Consider the following 13,741-nt stretch of genomic DNA (forward strand, 5'->3'; position numbering starts at 1 on the left):
AGTGATCCAGCAGGAGTCGCGACTGCGCGTCGCCGACAACACGGGTGCCAAGGAGATTCTCTGCATCCGCGTTCTCGGTGGTTCGTCCCGTCGCTACGCCGGTATCGGTGACATCATTGTCGCCACCGTCAAGGACGCCATCCCCGGCGGCAACGTCAAGCGTGGCGATGTCGTCAAGGCCGTGATCGTGCGCACCGCCAAGGAGCGCCGTCGGCCGGACGGCTCGTACATCAAGTTCGATGAGAACGCCGCAGTCATCATCAAGGGTGACAACGATCCGCGCGGCACCCGCATCTTCGGACCCGTCGGTCGCGAGCTTCGCGACAAGCGGTTCATGAAGATCGTCTCGCTCGCTCCGGAGGTGCTGTGATGAAGGTGCACAAGGGCGACACCGTGCTCGTCATCTCGGGCAAGGACAAGGGCGCGAAGGGCAAGGTCATCGCTGCCTTCCCGCGCGAGAACCGTGTCCTCGTCGAGGGCGTGAACCGGATCAAGAAGCACACCGCGGTCTCGGCCAACGAGCGTGGCGCCTCTTCGGGCGGCATCGTGACGCAGGAGGCCCCGATCCACGTTTCCAACGTTGCGGTCGTCGACTCGGACGGAAACCCCACTCGTGTGGGCTACCGGACCGATGAGGAAACCGGCAAGCGCGTTCGGATTTCCCGGAAGAACGGGAAGGACATCTGACATGACCACCACCGAGAACAAGATCCAGCCGCGTCTGAAGACCCGCTACCGTGCGGAGATCCGTGACGCGCTGAACGCGGAGTTCGCCTACGCGAACGTCATGCAGATCCCCGGCGTCGTGAAGGTCGTCGTCAACATGGGTGTCGGCGACGCTGCCCGCGACGCGAAGCTCATCAACGGTGCGGTCAACGACCTCGCGTTGATCACCGGTCAGAAGCCGGAGATCCGCAAGGCCCGTAAGTCCATCGCGCAGTTCAAGCTTCGCGAGGGTATGCCCATCGGTGCGCGCGTCACGCTGCGCGGCGATCGCATGTGGGAGTTCCTGGACCGTCTCGTGTCCATCGCACTTCCCCGTATCCGCGACTTCCGTGGCCTGAACGGCAACCAGTTCGATGGCAACGGCAACTACACGTTCGGCCTGAACGAGCAGTCGATGTTCCACGAGATCGATGTGGACAAGATCGACCGCCCGCGCGGCATGGACATCACTGTCGTGACCACCGCTACCAACAACGAAGAAGGCCGTGCCCTGCTCAAGCACCTCGGCTTCCCGTTCAAGGAGAACTGAGCCCATGGCTAAGAAGGCACTGGTCAACAAGGCCAACAAGAAGCCCAAGTTCGCGGTCCGCGCCTACACGCGCTGCCAGCGTTGCGGTCGTCCGCACGCGGTGTACCGCAAGTTCGGCCTCTGCCGCGTCTGCCTCCGTGAGATGGCACACGCCGGTGAGCTTCCGGGAGTTCACAAGAGCTCCTGGTGACGTGAGCGGGTGGGCGGAGCGCCTCGTGCCTCCGCCCACCATCACGCTGTCAGGGGTCGGCCCGCTCCGGGCCGGCTCGCATTGAAACCAAATTCGCTGCAGGCCCACGGCCGGGTCCTCCCGGTGTTGCATGGGAACCGCTCCGAGAAAGGTGTACAGGTCAGACCATGACCATGACCGACCCCATCGCAGACTTCTTGACACGTCTGCGTAACGCCAACACGGCGTTCCACGACGAGGTCAAGCTCCCGTCATCGAAGATCAAGGTGAACATCGCCGAGATCCTCAAGCGCGAGGGCTACATCTCCGACTACCGCACCGAGGACGCCGAGGTGGGCAAGACCCTCGTCGTCGACCTCAAGTACGGGCCTTCCCGTGAGCGCAGCCTCGCCGGCGTGCGTCGCGTTTCGAAGCCCGGCCTTCGCGTGTACGCGAAGTCCACCAACCTGCCCAAGGTCCTGGGCGGACTCGGCGTGGCGATCATCTCCACGTCCTCCGGTCTGCTCACCGATCGCCAGGCGGCCAAGCAGGGAGTAGGCGGGGAAGTCCTCGCCTACGTCTGGTAAGGGAGGCCACCACAATGTCGCGAATCGGAAAACTCCCCGTTGCAGTTCCCTCGGGCGTCGAGGTGAACATCGATGGCCAGAACGTCGCAGTGAAGGGCCCCAAGGGCAACCTGTCGCTGACGATCGCTGAGCCCATCACCGTTGCCAAGGGCGACGACGGGGCACTGAACATCAACCGCCCCAACGACGAGCGTCGCAGCCGTGCGCTGCACGGTCTGTCGCGGACCCTGGTGCAGAACCTCATCGTCGGTGTGACCGAGGGCTACACCATCAAGATGGAGATCTTCGGCGTCGGCTACCGCGTGGCGCTCAAGGGCAAGGACCTCGAGTTCTCGCTCGGTTACAGCCACCCGGTGCTCATCGAGGCCCCCGAAGGCATCACCTTTGCCGTCGAGTCACCCACGAAGTTCTCGATTGCGGGTATCGACAAGCAGCAGGTCGGCCAGATCGCGGCCAACGTCCGCCGTTTGCGTAAGTCCGACCCGTACAAGGGCAAGGGCATCCGCTACGAGGGCGAGCAGGTCCGTCGCAAGGTCGGAAAGACGGGTAAGTGATCATGAGCCAGACCGAGAACCAGAAGGCCAAGCGGATCCCGCGCGGCAAGGATGCGTCCACGACGCGTCGGCTGTCGAAGACGCGTCGTCATTTCCGCCTCCGCAAGAAGATCGCCGGAACGGCAGAGCGTCCGCGTCTCGTCGTCAACCGCTCGTCGCGCCACATGCACGTGCAGGTCATCAACGACCTCACCGGCACGACCGTTGCCGCTGCGTCGACCATCGAGGCCGACGTGCGTGCGCTCGAGGGCGACAAGAAGGCGCGCGGCGCCAAGGTCGGACAGCTGATCGCCGAGCGCGCGAAGGCTGCCGGCGTGGAATCCGTGGTCTTCGACCGCGGTGGACACACGTACAGCGGCCGCATTGCGGCCCTCGCGGACGCAGCACGCGAGAGCGGGCTGAAGTTCTGATGATCATCTTTGCTAACGGAAGGAACGTCTGATGCCGGGACGTCAGCGGCGTGACGGCGGAAGCGGCCCCGCCGGACAGAATGGCCCCAACACCGGGGACAACCGTGGTGGTCGCGGCGACCGCCGCGATCGTGACTCGCGCGGCGGCAACGCTGCCGAGCGGTCGAACCACATCGAGCGTGTCGTCTCGATCAACCGAGTGTCGAAGGTCGTCAAGGGCGGCCGTCGCTTCAGCTTCACCGCGCTGGTGATCGTCGGAGACGGCAACGGCGTGGTCGGCGTCGGCTACGGCAAGGCCAAGGAAGTTCCCGCGGCCATCACCAAGGGTGTCGAGGAAGCTCGCAAGAACTTCTTCCGCGTTCCGCTCATCGGCGGAACCATCACCCACCCGGTTCAGGGTGAGGCTGCTGCAGGCGTCGTCCTGCTGCGTCCGGCTTCCCCCGGTACCGGTGTGATCGCCGGTGGCGCTGTGCGCGCCGTGCTGGAGTGCGCGGGCATCTCCGACATCCTGTCGAAGTCCCTCGGCTCCGACAATGCCATCAACGTGGTGCACGCGACGGTTGCAGCTCTCAAGGGCCTGCAGCGTCCGGAGGAAGTTGCGGCTCGCCGTGGCCTCCCCCTCGAGGACGTCGCTCCCGCCGGCATGCTTCGCGCCCGTGCACTTGCTGCTGGGAGCGTGAAGTAATGGCAGAGCTGAAGATCACCCAGATCAAGAGCACCATCGGTACCAAGCAGAATCAGCGTGACAGCCTGCGCACCCTCGGCCTGCGGAAGATCCGCCAGTCGGTGGTCCGCGAGGACAACTCGCAGAACCGTGGCTTGATCAACGTGGTGCGTCACCTCGTGACCGTTGAGGAGGTCTGAGAATGACCATCAAGCTGCATCACCTGCGCCCGGCCCCGGGCGCGAAGACGGACAAGACCCGCGTCGGACGCGGTGAGGGTTCCAAGGGCAAGACCGCTGGTCGCGGTACGAAGGGCACCAAGGCGCGTAAGAACGTCCCGGCAGCCTTCGAAGGTGGCCAGATGCCCCTGCACATGCGTCTGCCGAAGCTCAAGGGCTTCAAGAACGCATTCCGCACCGAGTACCAGGTCGTCAACGTCAGCGACATCGCCCGGGTCTTCCCGGAGGGTGGCCAGATCGGCGTCGACGAGCTTGTGGCCAACGGCCTGGTTCGCAAGAACCAGCTCGTCAAGGTCCTCGGCGAGGGCGAGATCACGGTTGCCGTCCAGGTTTCCGCGAACAAGTTCTCCGGCTCCGCCAAGGAGAAGATCGCCGCTGCCGGTGGCACCGCAACCGAACTGGCCTGACCGGTTCGGACCTGCATGAATCACGGCTGACGAACGGCCGCGGTGTAGTCGATGACTGCACCGCGGCCGTTCGCGTATGTCTGTGCTGCCGTACGCTTGTGACGTATTTGCAGCGCGTTGCACCCTCTGCGTCGTCCCCATCGGCGATCCTGGCCGGTGGCCGCCGGGGTGCACACTGTTAGAGTTCTAGAGTTGTCTACTGTCCGACGGACCTATCCGGTCTGTCGCTCCCGATCGGCCTGCCAGGAGGATTCTTGCTTTCCGCCTTCGTCTCGGCCCTCAGGACACCGGACCTGAGGCGGAAGATCCTCATCGCCCTCGGGCTGGTGGCTCTGTACCGACTCGGCGCCTCGGTGCCGTCCCCGGGCGTCGACTACGGCAACGTCCAGGCGTGTGTCGACCAGCTCGCCGGCAGCGAACAAGCCGGCATCTACTCCCTGATCAATCTGTTCTCGGGCGGTGCCCTCCTTCAGCTGTCGGTGTTCGCCATCGGCATCATGCCGTTCATCACCGCGAGCATCATCGTGCAGCTGCTCACCGTCGTGATCCCCAGATTCGAGGAACTCCGCAAGGAGGGCCAAGCGGGTCAGGCCAAGATGACGCAGTACACGCGATATCTGGCCGTGGCGCTGGCCGTCCTGCAGGCGACCGGCATCGTGGCGCTTGCCGCCCGAGGTCAGCTGCTGCAGGGCTGTGCGGAGCCGATCCTGGCCGATGACGGCGTGTTCAGCATGGTCGTCATCGTCCTCGTCATGACAGCAGGCGCTGCAGTCGTGATGTGGTTCGGCGAGCTGATCACCGAACGCGGTGTCGGCAACGGTATGTCGATCCTGATCTTCGCCGGTATCGCATCTGCGCTGCCGTCCGAAGGACGAACGATCCTCGAATCCCGCGGCGGTCTCGTCTTCACGATCGTGCTGGTCGTGGCGTTGCTGCTGATCACCGGCGTCGTCTTTGTCGAGCAGGGGCAGCGTCGTATCCCGGTGCAGTACGCCAAGCGCATGGTGGGTCGCCGCATGTACGGCGGCTCGTCGACGTATCTGCCGTTGAAGGTCAACCAGGCCGGCATCATCCCGGTGATCTTCGCGTCGTCGTTGCTGTATCTGCCCAACCTGATCGCTCAGCTCACCGGTGCGACCACCAATCCGGAGCCGAGTTGGTGGCAGCGCATCATCAACGAATATCTCGTCAATCCGAACAACCCGGTCTACATCGCGCTGTACTTCGGTTTGATCGTCTTCTTCGTGTTCTTCTACGTGGCCATCACGTTCAATCCGGAGGAACGCGCCGACGAGATGAAGAAGTACGGCGGCTTCATCCCGGGCATCCGGCCGGGCCGGCCGACCGCTGAATACCTCAGCTTTGTGCTCAACCGCATCACGGTTCCGGGCTCGATCTATCTCGGTCTCATCGCAGTACTTCCGAACTTCTTCCTGTCGGGAGGCCAGACCGCCAGCAGCATCTTCGGCGGCGCAGCGGTGCTCATTCTCGTCAGTGTCGCGCTGGACACTGTCAAGCAGATCGAAAGTCAATTGATGCAGCGCAACTACGAAGGGTTCCTCAAGTGAGACTTGTACTCCTCGGTCCTCCCGGTGCCGGCAAAGGCACACAGGCCGCAATCCTGTCCGAGAAGCTCGGCGTTCCCGCCATCTCGACCGGTGATCTGTTCCGCGCCAATATCGGTCAGGGCACTGCGCTCGGCTTGGAAGCCAAGAAGTACATCGACGCCGGAGACCTCGTCCCCGCGGAGATCACCAACAACATGGTGCGTGAGCGGCTTGCGGAGCCCGACGCTGCGAACGGATTCCTTCTGGACGGGTTCCCCCGTAGCGTCGAGCAGGCAGAGGAGCTCGCCAGCATTCTGAAGAACCTGGACACCGCTCTCGACGGTGTGCTGTCGTTCGTCATCGACGAGGACATCGTCGTCGAGCGCATGCTTGCTCGCGGCCGTGCCGACGACACCGAGGACGTCATCCGCAATCGTCTCCGGGTCTACCGCGAAGAGACAGCACCGTTGCTCGACCACTATGCAGATGTCCTCATCACCGTGGACGCTGTCGGTGAGGTCGAGGAAATCAACGCGCGCGCCCTCGCTGCGCTCGGCAAGTAGACACAGGAATTCGGGTATGGGTTTCGGGCGCAAGCGCAAAGTGGTTCCGTTCCGCACTTCAGGCGAACTGGATGCGATGGCAGCCGCGGGTGCCATTGTGGGTGCCGCGCTCGTCGCGGTGCGGGATGCGGCGAAACCGGGCGTGAGCACCCTGGAACTCGACCGGGTGGCGGAAGCGGTGATCCGCGATGCGGGCGCCGTTCCGTCGTTCCTGGGGTACCACGGCTTCACGGGCTCGATCTGTTCGTCGGTCAACGACAGGGTGGTGCACGGTATCCCGTCGGCTGACGACATTCTCGCCGAGGGCGATCTGGTGTCGATCGACTGCGGAGCGATCCTCGACGGATGGCACGGTGACTCGGCGTGGAGTTTCGGGGTGGGGGAATTGTCCGCTGCCGACTCCGACCTGAGCGACGCCACGCGCCTGTCGATGGAGGCGGGCATCGCCGCGATGATCGCGGGTAACCGTCTCACCGACGTGTCCCACGCCATCGAAGAGGGCACGCACGCCGCGGAGCGTCTGCACGGTCGCCCGTACGGCATCGTCGACGGTTACGGTGGGCACGCCATCGGCCGCGAGATGCACATGGATCCGTTTCTTCCCAACGAGGGCAAGCCGGGAAAGGGCCCGCAGCTCGTCGTGGGTTCGGTCCTGGCGATCGAGCCGATGTTGACACTCGGCACGTACGAGACGGTCGTCCTCGAGGACGAGTGGACCGTGGTGACCACCGACGGCAGCCGTGCCGCACACTGGGAGCACACCGTCGCTGTCACCGAGGACGGTCCGAGGATCCTCACCATCCGTCCCGAGTAGCGGGGCGAGTCACACCTCGACCAGCAGGGTCACCGGGCCGTCGTTGACGAGGCTCACTTCCATGTGGGCGCCGAAGACCCCCGATTCGACATGCGCGCCGAGTGTGCGCAGCGCCGACGTGAACTCGTCGATCAAGGGTTCGGCCACCGGCCTGGGCGCCGCCGCCGACCATGACGGGCGCCGGCTCCTCCTCGTGTCCGCCATCAAGGTGAATTGGCTGACGACCAGCAGCGGAGCGTTCAGATCCGCCGCGGATTTCTCGTGCTCGAGGATCCGCATCGTCCAGACCTTGCGTGCAAGAGTCGCGGCCTTCGCTGAGTCGTCGTCGTGGGTGACGCCGACGAGGACGAGCAATCCGTGGCCACGGTTCGGGGGCGTGATCCGCGCGACCTCTACTCCGTCGACTGCGACGGCCGCGGTGGTGACCCGTTGAACCAGCGCACGCACGTGTGCCTCCTAACATCGATGCCATTTGGCCTGGTGATGAACTTCCCGTAATATTGATCGGTGGTGCGCGCTGCGCTCCGGTCGGTCTGCGTCGACATGGTCTTCGCAAAGGGATTCCGGGGATGCCGAGCGTCACGGTATCGGATGCCGATGCAACCACACGTCGAACAACGGATCGCGGAGGATATGGCTAAGAAGGACGGCGCAATCGAGGTCGAGGGTCGGGTCATCGAACCGCTTCCCAATGCGATGTTCCGCATCGAGCTGGAGAACGGCCACAAAGTGCTGGCCCACATCAGCGGCAAGATGCGGCAGCACTACATTCGTATCCTTCCCGAGGACCGGGTTGTCGTGGAGCTTTCGCCCTACGACCTCACGCGTGGACGCATCGTCTACCGCTACAAGTAACAGACTTCCCCGGCCGCACGGTCGGGGAAAAACCTGTCTCCGGAAGGACTTGCGTCGTGTCCGGAGGCGCACATACAGGAGATCGGACGCACGTGAAGGTTCAGCCTAGCGTCAAGAAGATCTGCGAGAAGTGCAAGGTGATCCGTCGTAACGGTCGGGTCATGGTGATCTGCGAGAACCTGCGTCACAAGCAGCGTCAGGGCTAGATCGACCTTCCTCGCGAAGATCTGCTTGGCAACAAGCAAGAAGACCTTCCAGTACCAGTCGCACGGTCACGATCCTCGATTCGTCGAGGAGCTGTGCGATACACCCCCGGTTCGGAGGCCGGGGCCCCACTGTGTTTGTCACTACACAGTTTCTTACGCAGGGGACGGGCTGGGAGCAGACCTCCGCACACCGAATAGGAATGCCACATGGCACGTCTCTCAGGTGTTGATCTTCCCCGCGAGAAGCGGATGGAGATCGCACTCACATACATCTACGGCATCGGCCGTACCCGTTCCAAGGAGATCCTCGAGGCAACCGGCGTCAGCCCGGACCTGCGCAGCAAGGATCTGTCCGACGAAGACCTCTCGAAGCTCCGCGAGTACATCGAGGACAGCTACAAGGTCGAGGGTGACCTCCGCCGCGAGGTCCAGGCGGACATCCGTCGCAAGATCGAGATCGGCTGCTACCAGGGCCTGCGACACCGTCGTGGTCTGCCCGTGCGTGGACAGCGCACCAAGACCAACGCTCGTACCCGTAAGGGCCCGAAGCGCACCGTCGCAGGAAAGAAGAAGTAATGCCTCCCAAGTCACGCACCGCCGGTCCGAAGAAGACCCAGAAGGCACGGCGTAGGGACAAGAAGAACGTCCCGCACGGCGCAGCTCACATCAAGAGCACCTTCAACAACACGATCGTCTCGATCACGGATCCCCAGGGCAATGTGATCTCCTGGGCGTCCTCGGGCCACGTCGGATTCAAGGGCTCGCGCAAGTCGACGCCGTTCGCCGCGCAGCTCGCCGCCGAGAATGCTGCCCGCAAGGCGCAGGAGCACGGCGTCAAGAAGGTCGACGTCTTCGTCAAGGGCCCGGGTTCGGGCCGCGAGACCGCGATCCGCTCCCTCCAGGCCGCCGGCCTCGAGGTCGGAACGATCTCCGACGTCACCCCCCAGCCGCACAACGGCTGCCGCCCGCCCAAGCGTCGTCGCGTCTAACAACGGGAAAGGAAAAGGTTCTAAGTCATGGCACGTTATACCGGTCCCGTTACACGTAAGTCGCGGCGTCTCCGCGTCGACCTGGTCGGAGGCGACCAGGCATTCGAGCGTCGCCCCTACCCGCCCGGCCAGCACGGCCGCGCGCGGATCAAGGAGAGCGAGTACCTGCTCCAGCTGCAGGAGAAGCAGAAGGCCCGCTTTTCCTACGGCATCATGGAGAAGCAGTTCCGCCGCTACTACGAGGAAGCAGCCAGCCGCCCCGGTAAGACCGGTGAGGTTCTGCTGACGATCCTCGAGTCGCGTCTGGACAACGTCGTCTACCGTGCCGGCCTCGCGCGCACCCGTCGCCAGGCCCGCCAGTTGGTGTCCCACGGACACTTCCTGGTCAACGGCAAGAAGGTCGACATCCCGAGCTACCGCGTCTCCCAGTACGACATCATCGATGTCCGCGAGAAGTCGCTGAGCACGCTGCCGTTCCAGATCGCGCGTGAGACCCAGGGCGAGCGCCCGGTCGCTGCGTGGCTGCAGGTCGTCGGTCCGCGTCTGCGGGTGCTGGTCCACCAGCTGCCCGAGCGCGCGCAGATCGAGATCCCGCTGCAGGAACAGCTCATCGTCGAGTACTACTCGAAGTAAGAGCGCTTCGTGTTCTGCAGCAGAGCTTCGTGCTCTGCCATCAGGGCACTTCGTGCCGTGGTGTCCTCCTGCCCTGCTGGGGCGGGAGGACACCACACCACCACTAGGGCGTCAAATAGCGGACGCCCACAAGGAGGCAACTCATGCTCATCTCGCAGCGACCCACGCTGACCGAAGAGGTCCTCGCCGACAATCGGTCGAAGTTCGTCATCGAGCCGCTCGAGCCCGGCTTCGGCTACACGCTCGGCAACTCGCTTCGCCGCACCCTGCTCTCCTCGATTCCCGGTGCCGCCGTCACCAGCATTCGTATCGACGGCGTGCTCCACGAGTTCACCACGGTTCCGGGTGTGAAGGAGGATGTCACCGACATCATCCTGAACCTCAAGGGCCTCGTGGTCAGCTCGGAAGAGGACGAGCCGGTCACCATGTACGTCCGCAAGCAGGGCCCGGGCGTCGTCACCGCAGCGGACATCGTTCCGCCGGCCGGTGTCGAGATCCACAACCCCGATCTGCACATCGCCACTCTGAACGACAAGGGCAAGCTGGAGGTCGAGCTCGTCGTCGAGCGCGGTCGCGGTTACGTCCCCGCCGTCCAGAACAAGGCATCCGGTGCCGAGATCGGCCGTATCCCGGTCGACTCGATCTACTCGCCGGTGCTCAAGGTGACGTACAAGGTGGAGGCCACCCGCGTCGAGCAGCGCACCGACTTCGACCGGTTGATCCTCGACGTGGAGACCAAGAACTCGATCGCCGCACGCGACGCACTCGCCTCGGCGGGCAAGACGCTTGTCGAGCTCTTCGGTCTGGCTCGTGAGCTGAACGTCGAAGCAGAAGGCATCGAGATCGGTCCCTCGCCTGCCGAGGCCGACCACATCGCCTCCTTCGGACTTCCGATCGAGGACCTGGACCTGACGGTCCGGTCCTACAACTGCCTCAAGCGCGAAGGTGTCCACACCGTCGGCGAGCTCGTGGCACGCACGGAATCCGACCTGCTCGACATCCGCAACTTCGGTCAGAAGTCCATCGATGAGGTCAAGGTCAAGCTGCACTCGCTCGGCCTGTCGCTGAAGGACAGCCCCGCGTCCTTCGACCCCAGCAGCGTTGCCGGCTACGACGCCGCCACCGGTACTTGGAGCGACACCGACGCCGGGTTCGGCGACACCGACGGCAACGAGGACTACGCCGAGACCGAGCAGCTGTAGCAGCTCACGGTCCTTACTAGGAGAAAATCATGCCCAAGCCCAAGAAGGGCGCCCGCTTCGGCGGGTCGGCCTCGCACCAGAAGGCGATCTTCGCCAACCTGGCCACCGCGCTCTTCGAGCACGGCCGCATCACCACCACCGAGGCCAAGGCCAAGGCCTTGCGCCCTTACGCCGAGAAGCTCGTCACGCACGCGAAGGCCGGCACGCTGGCTTCGCGTCGTGAGGTGCTGAAGGTCATCCGCAACAAGGACGTCGTGCACGCCCTGTTCGCGGAGATCGGTCCCTCGTTCGAGGACCGCAACGGCGGCTACACGCGCATCATCAAGACGATGCCGCGCAAGGGCGACAACGCGCCCATGGCGGTCATCGAGCTCGTGCGTGAGAAGACCGTCTCCTCCGAGGCCGACCGCGCTCGGCGCGTCGCGGCTTCGCAGGCTGCACCGGCTGCCGAGGAGAACGTGGTGGAGGCCGTCGAGGCCGACGCCACCGACGCCGAGGTCGAGAACGCCGATGCCGTCGTCGAGGCGATCGAAGACACCACCGCAACGGCCGCTGACGCGACCGAGGCGGACGAGGCCAAGAAGGACTAGTCCACTTGGCTTCGGCATCTGCTGAAACGAACGAGCCCGCCGTCCCTGTTCAGGGCGGCGGGCTCGTCGCTTCGGACACAGTTTCCGGTGATCGGACCCGGCTCCGGCTCGATATTTCCTACGACGGCACCGATTTCTCCGGGTGGGCCCGCCAGCCCGGCCGTCGTACGGTGTGCGGCGAGATCGAGGAGAAGCTGTCGGCGATCGTTCGGGAGCCCGTGCTCCTCACCGTCGCAGGTCGCACCGATGCCGGAGTGCACGCCTCGGGCCAGGTCGCGCACGTCGATGTACCGACCGTGTCGCTTCCGGATGATCCGTCACGCTGGATACGACGGCTCGCTCGATTTCTCCCGCGGGATGTCCGGGTGACCGGAATCTCGGAGGCTCCCGAGCATTTCGACGCGCGATTCTCCGCGGTCCGCCGGCATTACGAGTACCGCGTGTCGACGGCCGCGCACGGGGCGGATCCGCTGCGTGCGCGCGACACCGTCGCCTGGCCGAAAACCGTCGATCTCGGAGAAATGCAGCGCGCGTCCCGTTCCTTGTTGGGGCTTCACGACTTCGCCGCCTTCTGTAAGCGGCGCGAGGGCGCGACCACGGTCCGCGAACTCCAGCGCTACGACTGGACCCGTTCCGGTGACATCCTCACCGCGCATGTGAGTGCCGACGCGTTCTGCTGGTCGATGGTCCGCAGTCTCGTCGGCGCGGCGCTTGCAGTGGGGGAGGGGCGCCGGTCGGTCGAGTGGATGACCGCCCTGCTCGGCGAGCGTGAACGCGCCGCATCCGTGGCAGTGGCACCGGCTCACGGCCTTTCACTCGTCCGTGTCGATTACCCTGCCGATGAGGATCTCGCCGCGCGCAATCGTGCGACGCGGGAGACACGCGGGCCGATCGAGCACGGCTGCTGCGGTTGACGAAGGGGAGCGCGAAGTTGATCGGACGACGATGTGCGATCGTGGCGGCGATCGCGGTGGCTGCGGTGACGGCGACAGTTGGTACCGATCCAGGCATCGGTCGGGCCGATGAGCCGCCGGCCGGGGTCGCCGGCGAGGTCGACTCCGGTCTCGTGGCACTGGAACGCGTGGACCGGCATTCCGCGCGCGACTGGTCCCTGTTCGTCCATTCCGAGGCGATGGGTCGCACGATCGAACTCCGGGTGATCCGTCCCGCTGACGTCACCGAGCCGCGCCCTGTGCTGTATCTGCTCAACGGCGCCGGCGGTGGTGTCGACGAGGCCACGTGGCGTGAGCAGACCGATGTCGTCGATTTCTTCGGCGACAAGAATGTCAACGTCGTCACCCCGATCGGCGGTGCATTCAGCTACTACACCGACTGGCTTGCCGACGATCCGGAACTGGGTCGTAACCAGTGGACGACATTCCTCACCGAAGAAGCGCCACCGATAGTCGACGACGTGCTCGGTGCGAGCGGGAGCAACGCGATCGCGGGTGTGTCGATGTCGGCAACATCTGCACTCGCGCTCGCCGAGTATGCGCCGGATCTGTACCAGGCAGTGGCGTCGTACAGCGGTTGCGCCGAGACCTCGACGGATGTGGGTAGCCGCTATGTCGAGATGGTCGTCGGGCTCGGCGGCGGTGAGGTGGAGAACATGTGGGGGCCGGTCGGCGGTCCGTACTGGATGGAGCAGGATGTGATCCGCAATGCCGAGCGGCTGCGCGGAACGACGGTGTTCGTGTCGTCGAGCGGAGGACTGCCCGGCGCGCACGAGGCCGGCGCGTGGCAGGAACACGGACCTGCGGTGATACCGGATGTGGCGCTGCTGGGGGTGATCGAGACCGCTGTGAGTGGGTGCACCGACCGGCTACGCACCGAGCTCGACGCGCTCGGGATCGAGGCGACCTATTCGACTCGTATCGAGGGCACCCACACCTGGGGGTACTGGGAAGACGCGCTGCATGAATCTTGGCCGTTGCTGTCGGAGGCCCTCGACGCCTGACGCAGGACTCCGGACTGTGGGCCATCACTGGTCAGCGTCCCCGGCCGTGCACAGCGGCGTGCCACCCTCGGAAGAGGTGACACGCCGCTGACCGGAATCA

At 64.7% G+C, this 13,741-nt stretch carries 23 protein-coding genes; 22 read left to right on the top strand and 1 reads right to left on the bottom strand.

What is annotated here, in order from left to right:
- Position 1 precedes the first annotated feature (1 nt).
- The 13 genes from rplN to map all read left to right on the top strand — a co-directional run bounded on the left by rplN (position 2) and on the right by map (position 7,209).
- Positions 2-370, top strand: coding sequence for a 50S ribosomal protein L14 (rplN, locus tag Q7514_RS31545; protein WP_003938082.1), 369 nt, complete (start codon positions 2-4; stop codon positions 368-370).
- The gene (gene rplX / locus Q7514_RS31550) at positions 370-687 is read left to right on the top strand and encodes a 50S ribosomal protein L24 (RefSeq protein WP_054716691.1); all 318 of its coding nucleotides are present in this window, start codon (positions 370-372) and stop codon (positions 685-687) included. Before rplN ends, rplX begins: the two co-directional genes overlap by 1 nt.
- A 1-nt stretch (position 688) precedes the next feature.
- The gene (gene rplE / locus Q7514_RS31555; protein ID WP_054716688.1) at positions 689-1,255 is read left to right on the top strand and encodes a 50S ribosomal protein L5; all 567 of its coding nucleotides are present in this window, start codon (positions 689-691) and stop codon (positions 1,253-1,255) included.
- A 4-nt stretch (positions 1,256-1,259) separates the two neighbouring features.
- Positions 1,260-1,445 carry a type Z 30S ribosomal protein S14 gene (locus Q7514_RS31560; RefSeq protein ID WP_054716685.1) on the top strand — a complete coding sequence of 62 codons (186 nt, stop codon included), beginning with the start codon at positions 1,260-1,262 and terminating at the stop codon, positions 1,443-1,445.
- A 167-nt stretch (positions 1,446-1,612) separates the two neighbouring features.
- A complete protein-coding gene (gene rpsH, locus Q7514_RS31565; protein ID WP_054716682.1) occupies positions 1,613-2,011 on the top strand; it encodes a 30S ribosomal protein S8 in 399 nt (132 codons plus the stop codon).
- Positions 2,012-2,025: 14 nt separating this feature from the next.
- Positions 2,026-2,565: a 50S ribosomal protein L6 gene (gene rplF / locus Q7514_RS31570; protein ID WP_054716679.1), complete on the top strand. Its 540-nt coding sequence runs from the start codon at positions 2,026-2,028 to the stop codon at positions 2,563-2,565.
- Between the two features lie 2 nt (positions 2,566-2,567).
- Positions 2,568-2,975: a 50S ribosomal protein L18 gene (rplR, locus tag Q7514_RS31575; RefSeq protein ID WP_054716703.1), complete on the top strand. Its 408-nt coding sequence runs from the start codon at positions 2,568-2,570 to the stop codon at positions 2,973-2,975.
- Positions 2,976-3,006: 31 nt separating this feature from the next.
- Positions 3,007-3,660 carry a 30S ribosomal protein S5 gene (gene rpsE / locus Q7514_RS31580; protein WP_132471067.1) on the top strand — a complete coding sequence of 218 codons (654 nt, stop codon included), beginning with the start codon at positions 3,007-3,009 and terminating at the stop codon, positions 3,658-3,660.
- Complete coding sequence (rpmD, locus tag Q7514_RS31585; protein ID WP_054716674.1) at positions 3,660-3,839, top strand: 50S ribosomal protein L30; 180 nt, start codon at positions 3,660-3,662, stop codon at positions 3,837-3,839. Before rpsE ends, rpmD begins: the two co-directional genes overlap by 1 nt.
- Before the next feature lie 2 nt (positions 3,840-3,841).
- On the top strand, positions 3,842-4,285 hold the full coding sequence (gene rplO, locus Q7514_RS31590) for a 50S ribosomal protein L15 (RefSeq protein WP_330137176.1): 444 nt from the start codon (positions 3,842-3,844) through the stop codon (positions 4,283-4,285).
- 254 nt (positions 4,286-4,539) lie between these two features.
- A complete protein-coding gene (gene secY / locus Q7514_RS31595) occupies positions 4,540-5,853 on the top strand; it encodes a preprotein translocase subunit SecY (RefSeq protein WP_330137177.1) in 1,314 nt (437 codons plus the stop codon).
- Positions 5,850-6,395 carry an adenylate kinase gene (locus Q7514_RS31600; RefSeq protein WP_330137178.1) on the top strand — a complete coding sequence of 182 codons (546 nt, stop codon included), beginning with the start codon at positions 5,850-5,852 and terminating at the stop codon, positions 6,393-6,395. Before secY ends, Q7514_RS31600 begins: the two co-directional genes overlap by 4 nt.
- A 16-nt stretch (positions 6,396-6,411) precedes the next feature.
- Entirely contained in the window at positions 6,412-7,209 is a 798-nt protein-coding gene (gene map, locus Q7514_RS31605; RefSeq protein WP_330137179.1) for a type I methionyl aminopeptidase, read from the top strand.
- A 9-nt stretch (positions 7,210-7,218) separates the two neighbouring features.
- Here map and dtd read toward each other — a convergent pair whose 3' ends face one another.
- The gene (gene dtd / locus Q7514_RS31610) at positions 7,219-7,656 is read right to left on the bottom strand and encodes a D-aminoacyl-tRNA deacylase (protein WP_330137180.1); all 438 of its coding nucleotides are present in this window, start codon (positions 7,654-7,656) and stop codon (positions 7,219-7,221) included.
- 186 nt (positions 7,657-7,842) lie between these two features.
- Between dtd and infA the strand changes: the two genes are divergently transcribed.
- The 9 genes from infA to Q7514_RS31655 all read left to right on the top strand — a co-directional run bounded on the left by infA (position 7,843) and on the right by Q7514_RS31655 (position 13,641).
- The gene (gene infA, locus Q7514_RS31615) at positions 7,843-8,064 is read left to right on the top strand and encodes a translation initiation factor IF-1 (protein ID WP_006554587.1); all 222 of its coding nucleotides are present in this window, start codon (positions 7,843-7,845) and stop codon (positions 8,062-8,064) included.
- Positions 8,065-8,156: 92 nt separating this feature from the next.
- Positions 8,157-8,270, top strand: coding sequence for a 50S ribosomal protein L36 (rpmJ, locus tag Q7514_RS31620; RefSeq protein WP_003938068.1), 114 nt, complete (start codon positions 8,157-8,159; stop codon positions 8,268-8,270).
- A gap of 207 nt (positions 8,271-8,477) precedes the next feature.
- A complete protein-coding gene (rpsM, locus tag Q7514_RS31625) occupies positions 8,478-8,846 on the top strand; it encodes a 30S ribosomal protein S13 (RefSeq protein ID WP_330137181.1) in 369 nt (122 codons plus the stop codon).
- Positions 8,846-9,259 carry a 30S ribosomal protein S11 gene (gene rpsK, locus Q7514_RS31630; RefSeq protein WP_132471062.1) on the top strand — a complete coding sequence of 138 codons (414 nt, stop codon included), beginning with the start codon at positions 8,846-8,848 and terminating at the stop codon, positions 9,257-9,259. Before rpsM ends, rpsK begins: the two co-directional genes overlap by 1 nt.
- Before the next feature lie 27 nt (positions 9,260-9,286).
- Positions 9,287-9,892 (top strand): 30S ribosomal protein S4, encoded by a 606-nt coding sequence (gene rpsD / locus Q7514_RS31635; protein WP_054715397.1) that lies wholly within the window; start codon positions 9,287-9,289, stop codon positions 9,890-9,892.
- A 143-nt stretch (positions 9,893-10,035) separates the two neighbouring features.
- A complete protein-coding gene (locus tag Q7514_RS31640; RefSeq protein WP_054715400.1) occupies positions 10,036-11,094 on the top strand; it encodes a DNA-directed RNA polymerase subunit alpha in 1,059 nt (352 codons plus the stop codon).
- 29 nt (positions 11,095-11,123) lie between these two features.
- Complete coding sequence (gene rplQ, locus Q7514_RS31645; protein WP_330137182.1) at positions 11,124-11,684, top strand: 50S ribosomal protein L17; 561 nt, start codon at positions 11,124-11,126, stop codon at positions 11,682-11,684.
- Positions 11,685-11,689: 5 nt separating this feature from the next.
- Positions 11,690-12,598, top strand: a complete 909-nt coding sequence (gene truA / locus Q7514_RS31650) for a tRNA pseudouridine(38-40) synthase TruA (protein ID WP_330137183.1) — start codon at positions 11,690-11,692, stop codon at positions 12,596-12,598.
- Positions 12,599-12,639: 41 nt separating this feature from the next.
- Complete coding sequence (locus Q7514_RS31655; RefSeq protein WP_408016221.1) at positions 12,640-13,641, top strand: alpha/beta hydrolase; 1,002 nt, start codon at positions 12,640-12,642, stop codon at positions 13,639-13,641.
- The last annotated feature ends 100 nt before the right edge of the window (positions 13,642-13,741 follow it).

Origin of the sequence: Rhodococcus artemisiae, from assembly GCF_036327795.1 — a bacterium.
Lineage (GTDB): Bacteria > Actinomycetota > Actinomycetes > Mycobacteriales > Mycobacteriaceae > Rhodococcus > Rhodococcus artemisiae.

Bases quoted from the DNA above. Each gene is read 5' to 3' on its own strand.
- rplX (WP_054716691.1), top strand. From the start codon at position 370: ATGAAGGTGCACAAGGGCGACACCGTGCTCGTCATCTCGGGCAAGGAC.
- rplE (WP_054716688.1), top strand. From the start codon at position 689: ATGACCACCACCGAGAACAAGATCCAGCCGCGTCTGAAGACCCGCTAC.
- Q7514_RS31560 (WP_054716685.1), top strand. From the start codon at position 1,260: ATGGCTAAGAAGGCACTGGTCAACAAGGCCAACAAGAAGCCCAAGTTC.
- rpsH (WP_054716682.1), top strand. From the start codon at position 1,613: ATGACCATGACCGACCCCATCGCAGACTTCTTGACACGTCTGCGTAAC.
- rplF (WP_054716679.1), top strand. From the start codon at position 2,026: ATGTCGCGAATCGGAAAACTCCCCGTTGCAGTTCCCTCGGGCGTCGAG.
- rplR (WP_054716703.1), top strand. From the start codon at position 2,568: ATGAGCCAGACCGAGAACCAGAAGGCCAAGCGGATCCCGCGCGGCAAG.
- rpsE (WP_132471067.1), top strand. From the start codon at position 3,007: ATGCCGGGACGTCAGCGGCGTGACGGCGGAAGCGGCCCCGCCGGACAG.
- rpmD (WP_054716674.1), top strand. From the start codon at position 3,660: ATGGCAGAGCTGAAGATCACCCAGATCAAGAGCACCATCGGTACCAAG.
- rplO (WP_330137176.1), top strand. From the start codon at position 3,842: ATGACCATCAAGCTGCATCACCTGCGCCCGGCCCCGGGCGCGAAGACG.
- map (WP_330137179.1), top strand. From the start codon at position 6,412: ATGGGTTTCGGGCGCAAGCGCAAAGTGGTTCCGTTCCGCACTTCAGGC.
- infA (WP_006554587.1), top strand. From the start codon at position 7,843: ATGGCTAAGAAGGACGGCGCAATCGAGGTCGAGGGTCGGGTCATCGAA.
- rpsM (WP_330137181.1), top strand. From the start codon at position 8,478: ATGGCACGTCTCTCAGGTGTTGATCTTCCCCGCGAGAAGCGGATGGAG.
- rpsK (WP_132471062.1), top strand. From the start codon at position 8,846: ATGCCTCCCAAGTCACGCACCGCCGGTCCGAAGAAGACCCAGAAGGCA.
- rpsD (WP_054715397.1), top strand. From the start codon at position 9,287: ATGGCACGTTATACCGGTCCCGTTACACGTAAGTCGCGGCGTCTCCGC.
- Q7514_RS31640 (WP_054715400.1), top strand. From the start codon at position 10,036: ATGCTCATCTCGCAGCGACCCACGCTGACCGAAGAGGTCCTCGCCGAC.
- rplQ (WP_330137182.1), top strand. From the start codon at position 11,124: ATGCCCAAGCCCAAGAAGGGCGCCCGCTTCGGCGGGTCGGCCTCGCAC.